This window comes from Streptomyces sp. NPDC060198, from assembly GCF_042728415.1.
GTDB lineage: Bacteria > Actinomycetota > Actinomycetes > Streptomycetales > Streptomycetaceae > Streptomyces.
In genome coordinates this window covers 1-6,804 of the sequence record NZ_JBHWZJ010000372.1, presented here as the reverse complement: position 1 = coordinate 6,804, position 6,804 = coordinate 1, and the positions used below count along the sequence as shown (strand labels likewise).

Sequence of the window (6,804 nt, the reverse complement as noted above, 5' to 3'; positions counted from 1 at the left end):
GGAGGAGGGTGAGGGGGCAGGCCGGCCCCCAGGTCTCACCAGTCGTGGACGGTGCCGTCCTGGAGGCGGTTGACCGGCAGATAGGCGGGCTCGTACGGGTGCGCGGCGGCCAGCTCCTCGTCGAGCTCCACGCCGATGCCGGGGGCCTCGCCCGGGTGCAGGTGCCCGTCGGTGAACGTGTAGGCGTGCCGGAACACCTCCCCGGTGAGCGCGGAGTGGCCCGAGTACTCCTGGATGCCGAAGTTGTGCACGGCGAGGTCCAGGTGGACCGCCGCCGCCATACCCACCGGGGAGATGTCCTCCGGGCCGTGCGTCGCGGCCTTGACCTGGTACTGAGCGGCGAAGTCGAAGAGCTTGCGCAGCGGGGTGACCCCGCCGAAGTGGGTGACGGCCGAGCGCGCGTAGTCGATCAGCCGCTCGGTGATCAGGGCCTGGTAGTCGTGGACGGTGTTGAAGACCTCGCCCACCGCGAGCGGGGTGGTCGTGTGGTGGCGGATCAGGCGGAACGCGTCCTGGTTCTCCGCGGGCGTGCAGTCCTCCAGCCAGAACGGGCGGTACGGCTCCAGGTCCTTGCCGAGCCGCGCCGCCTGGATCGGGGTGAGCCGGTGGTGGGCGTCGTGGAGCAGCGGCAGTTCGGCGCCGAACTCCGCCCGTACCGCCTCGAAGACGGCCGGGACGTGCCGCAGGTAGGCGTCGGTGTCCCAGTCCTCCACCAGCGGCCTGGCCCGCTGATGGAGCACGGCGGCGCCGCTCTCGTCGGTGGTGTGCACCCCGTAGACCGCCTTGAGGCCCGGCACGCCGGTCTGGATGCGGACGGCCCGGTACCCCTGGGAGAGGCGGGCCCGGACGGAGTCGAGCAGTTCCGGGATGCCGGCGCCGTTGGCGTGGCCGTAGGTGCGGACCCGGTCGCGGCTCGCGCCGCCGAGGAGCTGGTAGAGCGGGAGACCCGCGGCCTTGGCCTTGATGTCCCAGAGCGCCACGTCCACGGCGGCTATCGCGGCCATGGTGACCGGCCCGCGCCGCCAGTAGGCGCCCCGGTACAGGTACTGCCAGGTGTCCTCGACGCGGTGCGGGTCGAGCCCGATGAGGAGCGGCAGGACATGGTCGTCGAGGTAACTGACGACGGCGAGTTCCCTGCCGTTGAGGGTGGCGTCGCCGAGACCGGTGAGCCCTTCGTCGGTCGTCAGCTTCAACGTGACGAAGTTGCGTCCGGGACTGGTGACGATCAACTTCGCGTCGACGATCTTCATGCGCGTGCTCTCTCCGGTGCTGGGCGGGGCTGTGCGATACCGGGGCGGGCCGTCCGCGATCCGGAGCTGGCCGTTCCTGCCGGTATTCCATCAGTCCCGTCACCGGTGCTCTGCCCTGGCCTCCCTCCTGTGCCGTTGTCCGCGCCCCGGAGCGCGGTGGCCGGACCGTGACGGGCCCGGCCACCGCACGGCGGTTCACCCCGTGTACTGCGCGAACACGCGGGTGTAGTCCCATGCCTGCTGGCTGACGTCCGAGCAGGTGTCCGCGCCGCCCCCGGTGCACGGCCGGTCACGGTTGACCGACCAGAAGGTCAGCCGCGCCAGGTGGTGCTGCTGGGCGTAGGCGAGGATGGTGCGGAAGTCGTCCACCGTCACCGTCTCGTTGTCGTCGGTGAGACCGTTCATGGACGAGATGCCGATCGACCGGTACGTCTGGTCGTCGGTGTACCCGTAGGCGCTCTTCACCGCGTTCTTCAGGCCCTCGGCGGCCTGCTTGGTGAGGTTGCCCATGTTCTGGCCGGCGCCGCCGAAGTCGAACGGCATGATCGTCCAGCTGTCGACGGTCAGCCCCGAGGAGGCGGCCCGGTTGATCAGGGAGCTGTCCGGACCGCTCTGGCCCGTGCCGAAGGTCACGTACACCTTGATGCCCGGGTTGTTGGCCCTGACCGTCTTCAACGCGTCCACCGTGCGCTGCTGCACGGTGGCGTTGCTGTAGGCGTCCGCCTCGATGTCGATGTCGATCGCCTTGAGGCCGTACGCGTTGATGACCTTCTGGTACGCGGCGGCCAGCTCACCCGCGCTGGAGCAGGAAGTCTCCAGCTTGTTGCCGCTCCAGCCGCCGAACGACGGTATGACGTCGCCGCCCGCCCCGCGCACGGTGTTGATCGTCTGCTGGTCGACCCCGCCGGCCAGCGCCCGCGAGCCGTCCCACTGCGGGTTGCAGTAGCCGTTGCTCAGGACGAACGCCAGCGTGAACCACTTCACCCCGGTCGCGTTCATCACGGTCGTCGGATTCGGCGGACTGCCCCACCCGTTGTAGAGGTACGGGGCCACGGCCATGGTCCCACCGGGGGCCGGGGTGCTGCCGCCCGAGGGGACCGTCCACTTCTGGTTGGCGGTGCCGGAGCAGGTCCAGAGCTGGAGGCGGGTGCCGTTGGCGGAGGAGTTGCCGGTGGCGTCCATGCACTTGTTCGACTGGATGCCGACGATGTCCTTGGCCGCGGGGGTCGCCCACTTCTGCGCGGCGGTTCCGTTGCAGTCCCAGAGTTGGAGCAGGGTGCCGTCGGCGGTTCCGGCGTCCTTGGCGTCGAGGCACTTGCCCAGCGCGCGGATGGTGCCGTCGGAGTTGACGCTCCACTGCTGGGCGGCCGAGCCGTTGCAGTCGTAGAGCTGGACGGCGGTGCCGTTGGCCGAGGAAGCGGCGGCGACGTCGACACATTTGCCGCCGATGCCGGTGATCGCACCGGTCGCGGTCACCGCCGCCTGCGCGGTGGCGGGCAGCGAGACCAGGGAGGCTCCCGCGGCGAGGAGGAGCGCGGCGGGCACGGCCAGGGACGGGACCCAGCGGCGACGGGATGCGGTGAGAGGGCTCACGCGGCGTTCACCGTCCACTTCTGGTTGGCGGTGCCGGAGCAGGTCCAGAGCTGGAGGCGGGTGCCGTTGGCGGAGGAGTTGCCGGTGGCGTCCATGCACTTGTTCGACTGGATGCCGACGATGTCCTTGGCCGCGGGGGTCGCCCACTTCTGCGCGGCGGTTCCGTTGCAGTCCCAGAGTTGGAGCAGGGTGCCGTCGGCGGTTCCGGCGTCCTTGGCGTCGAGGCACTTGCCCAGCGCGCGGATGGTGCCGTCGCTGTTGACGGCCCACTTCTGGGCGGTCGAACCGTTGCAGTCGTAGAGCTGGACGGCGGTGCCGTTCGCGGTGGCGGCACCGGCGACGTCGACGCACTTGCCTCCGATGCCCGTGATCGAACCACCGGTGGCCGGGGGCGGGGTGGTACCGCCGTCACTGGTGGTGACGTGCACGTAGTCGACGACGAGCTGGCCGGGGAACGGCGTCGAGCCGTCGGGGTCGCCGGGCCAGTAGCCGCCGACCGCGAGGTTCAGGATGATGAAGAAGGGCTTGTTGAACACCCAGCTGTTGCCGCCCAGGTCGGCGGGGGTACGCGTCTGGTAGACGTTGCCGTCGACCGACCAGGTGATGGAGTTGGGGGCCCAGTCGACCGCGAAGGTGTGGAACGCGTCGGCGAAGGCCTGGCCGCCCGGCAGGGAGTAGCCCGCGCCGATGCCCGCCGAACCGGAGTAACCCGGGCCGTGGATGGTGCCGTGCACCGTGCCCGGTTCGAAGCCGACGTTCTCCATGATGTCGATCTCGCCGCTGTTGGGCCAGCCGACGCTGCCCAGGTCGGAGCCGAGCATCCAGAACGCCGGCCAGATGCCCTGGCCGCGCGGGATCTTCATCCGGGTCTCGACGTGCCCGTACGTCGAGGAGAACTTGCCCGAGGTGTTCAACCGGGCCGAGGTGTACTGGCAGGTGCCGTACCAGCACTGGTAGTTGGCGGGATTCTCCTTGCGGGCGGTGATGACCAGATTGCCCTGGCCGTCGAGCTTGGCGTTGTTCGACCCCGCCGTGTAGTACTGCCGCTCGTGGTTGTTGACGTTGTCGCCGGTCTCGGTCTGCCACTTGCTCGTGTCGGGCGCGGACCCGGCGGTGCCGTTGAAGTCGTCGGAGAAGGTCGTGGTCGCCGCGGCAGCGGTGGCGGCACTCTGGGAGGTCACGGGCGCCGCGCCTGCCGGGGCGGCCATGAGCACGCCCGAACAGCAGAGCAGGGAGGCGACGGAGAGCGCCAGTCGGCGCCTGAAGAGAGTTCGCATGGTCATCACATCACTTCGCGTGGGGGGATCTGTCATGGGCATGACAGATGGGCATGGCGGATGAAGGCGTGACGGACCGTGGTGAGGTCCGCATCCCGAGAGGTGAGGCCGTTTGTTAATTCACTACTTGATTTAAGTGAGGGGACGAGAGGGCGTCAAGGTGCTGGTCCATACCTTCTGTTGACTTGTATCGACGGGATTCCGGTCGGCCCGTTCACGTCTTGAACGCTCGCGCCCGAGGGAGGGGCGGTTTCGCCGGGGCGCGGCCGAGGGTCCGCGTGCGGGGCTGCGCACGGTGGACTCCGCCCTCGACCGGACGGACCGGCTCATCCTGTGCTGCGCCACGACCGGGTGGATGGCTCCGCGGTGAAGCCGCGCGCACCCCGCCGTCCTGCGGGAGACGGGCCGCCGGCTGTCGGTGCCAGTGGCGCTCGCGGCCCCGAGTGTGCTCGTCACGAGTGGTGAGCGGGTTCGGTCGTCGCCGTGGTGCATGGTCATGGTCCGCGCCCCAAGGGTCGCACGGGGTGACGTGCGCCACTCGGCTCGATCGGTTCCGTCATCGAAAAAGGTGAGTGGAAATCGGTCTTCAGTGCGGGCCGTCATACCAGAGCGGGACGGATGGCGGGCAAGTTCGACAACTGGCGCTCACGCCCGCCGCGTCGGCGACTACCGTGTGTGCTCAGTGATCAACGATGGGCTCATGTTCTTCGAGCCCACCCGGTTGATCCGGAGCCTGACCGACCCCCTTTGGTGCCACCGCATGAACGATTCCGGGTGCCCCACGTACCGAGGACGCTGATGTCTCAACTTCGCGCACCAGAAGCGCGACCGGATCGCCGAGAGAGCGGGCGGCACGGCCGCCCGGCGGGCCGTTCCCAGACTGCCGCCGCCAAGCCACGCACCGTGCAGCAGGCATCGCAGCTGCGGATACGCGGTCAGATGGTGCGGGCGGCGCTGCTGCCGACCGTGGCCGCCCTGCTGAGCGGTGCCGCCGCGGTCATCTTCACCGTACGGGCCTCCGGGGTGCGTCCCTCCGGCAGCCTGCTGGCGGCGCTCGGCGGGTCGGGCGCGCTGGCCGTGACGGCTGTCGCGGCGGCGTGCATCGGCGCCCGCCGGGTCTCGGCCGGGCTGCTCGACCGCGCCCAAGCGCTCCGCCGGGCCAACGCCCGGGGCCAGGCCGACCTGCAGCGAGCGCTGGAACAGCTCCGGGCGGGGGAGCAGTTGCCCGCCCGCAGGACTCCGCAGCCCACCGCCCCGGGAGCGGACGCCTTCGACCTGCTGGGGCAGGAGATCGCACGCTCGCAGGAGGCCGCCGTTGCCGCCGTGGGCCAGGCCTCCCAGCTTTTCAGCAGCACGGGCAACGAACAGAAGGTCGAGGTCTTCGTCAACCTCGCGCGCCGCCTTCAGTCTCTGGTGCACCGTGAGATCCAGATTCTCGACGAACTCGAACACGAGGTGGAGGACCCGGACCTCCTCAAGGGTCTCTTCCACGTCGATCATCTGGCGACCCGCATCCGACGCCACGCCGAGAACCTCGCCGTGCTCGGCGGGGCCGTGTCCCGCCGGCAGTGGTCGAACCCGGTCACCCTCACCGAGGTGCTGCGCTCCGCCATCGCCGAGGTCGAGCAGTACCCGCGGGTCAAGCTGGTTCCGCCGATCGAGGGCACCCTGCGCGGGCACGCCGTCGCCGACGTGATCCACCTGGTGGCCGAACTCGTCGAGAACGCCACGGTGTTCTCCGCCCCGCACACCCAGGTCCTGCTGCGGGTCCAGCCCGTCACGGCCGGGTTCGCGCTGGAGGTGGAGGACCGCGGGCTCGGCATGCCGGGCCAGGAGCAGAGCCGGATGAACGCCCTGCTCGCCGACCCCGACCAGGTCAACGTCGCCCACCTGCTCCAGGACGGCCGCATCGGGCTGTTCGTCGTCTCCGCACTGGCCCGCCGCCACGGCATCGCGGTCCGGCTGGAGAGCAACATCTACGGCGGTACGCAGGCGGTTCTGGTCCTCCCGCAGGTGCTGCTCGGCACCGAGGGCGACACCACCACGCCGCCGGAGGGCGTCCCGGTGCCGCCGCCCGGTGCCGTGCACCGGCCGCCGGTCCAGGACCCCGGTCCGCGGGCCCACCCGGCACCGGTCCTTCCCGGGGGGCCGGACCGCGGGCGGAAGCCGGTCCAGGACCAGCTCCCGCCCGCGCCGCAGGATCAGCTCCGGCCCGTGGCGGGACGGCTCAGGCCACCCGGCGCGGCACCGGTCGGGTCCGGGACACCCGGCGCGCCGCCTCCCGGAACCCCGCACCCTCCGCGCCAGATCCGCCGCGAGGCCCAGGGCCCGCCGCTCCCGCAGCGCACCTCGGAGCGGTCGGCGCCCGCGGGACCGCACCCCGCGCCCTCCGAGCAGGCCGCACCGGCCGTGTACCCCGAACCGCAGCCCGCGCCGCTCGCTCGCCCCGAACTGCCCCGGCGGACCAACCAGGAGAACCTGGTGCCACAGCTCCGCCAGGCCCCGGTGCGCCGCGTCCCGGACGAGCACGCGGTGCACGACCCGGGCCTCGTCGCCGCCTTCCGGCGCGGCATCGACCTGGCGGAGGCCCGGTCGGCGCAGGACACGGAGCCGCCGGCCAGCGGCGACGCCCTTCCGCCCGCGCCCGGACCGTCCCCGCGGCCGGCGGGCCAGAGCCTCCCGCC

At 71.2% G+C, this 6,804-nt stretch carries 4 protein-coding genes; 1 reads left to right on the top strand and 3 read right to left on the bottom strand.

Features of this window, described 5'->3' with window-relative positions; all coding sequences use genetic code 11:
* Positions 1-35: 35 nt before the first annotated feature.
* From manD to ACFWEP_RS29490, 3 genes are all read right to left on the bottom strand, one after another.
* A complete protein-coding gene (manD, locus tag ACFWEP_RS29500) occupies positions 36-1,250 on the bottom strand; it encodes a D-mannonate dehydratase ManD (protein WP_387374549.1) in 1,215 nt (404 codons plus the stop codon).
* Positions 1,251-1,445: 195 nt separating this feature from the next.
* Positions 1,446-2,843, bottom strand: a complete 1,398-nt coding sequence (locus ACFWEP_RS29495; RefSeq protein ID WP_387374548.1) for a ricin-type beta-trefoil lectin domain protein — start codon at positions 2,841-2,843, stop codon at positions 1,446-1,448.
* Positions 2,840-4,120, bottom strand: coding sequence for a family 16 glycosylhydrolase (locus ACFWEP_RS29490; RefSeq protein WP_387374551.1), 1,281 nt, complete (start codon positions 4,118-4,120; stop codon positions 2,840-2,842). Before ACFWEP_RS29490 ends, ACFWEP_RS29495 begins: the two co-directional genes overlap by 4 nt.
* Before the next feature lie 798 nt (positions 4,121-4,918).
* On the opposite strand from ACFWEP_RS29490, the gene ACFWEP_RS29485 reads away from it, so the two are divergent.
* A partial coding sequence (locus tag ACFWEP_RS29485) for an ATP-binding protein (RefSeq protein WP_387374547.1) occupies positions 4,919-6,804 on the top strand: 1,886 nt, incomplete at its 3' end.

What these genes read in the sequence shown, in the direction of transcription:
- manD (WP_387374549.1), bottom strand. Translation starts at nt 1,250, where the DNA reads ATGAAGATCGTCGACGCGAAGTTGATCGTCACCAGTCCCGGACGCAAC.
- ACFWEP_RS29490 (WP_387374551.1), bottom strand. Translation starts at nt 4,120, where the DNA reads ATGCGAACTCTCTTCAGGCGCCGACTGGCGCTCTCCGTCGCCTCCCTG.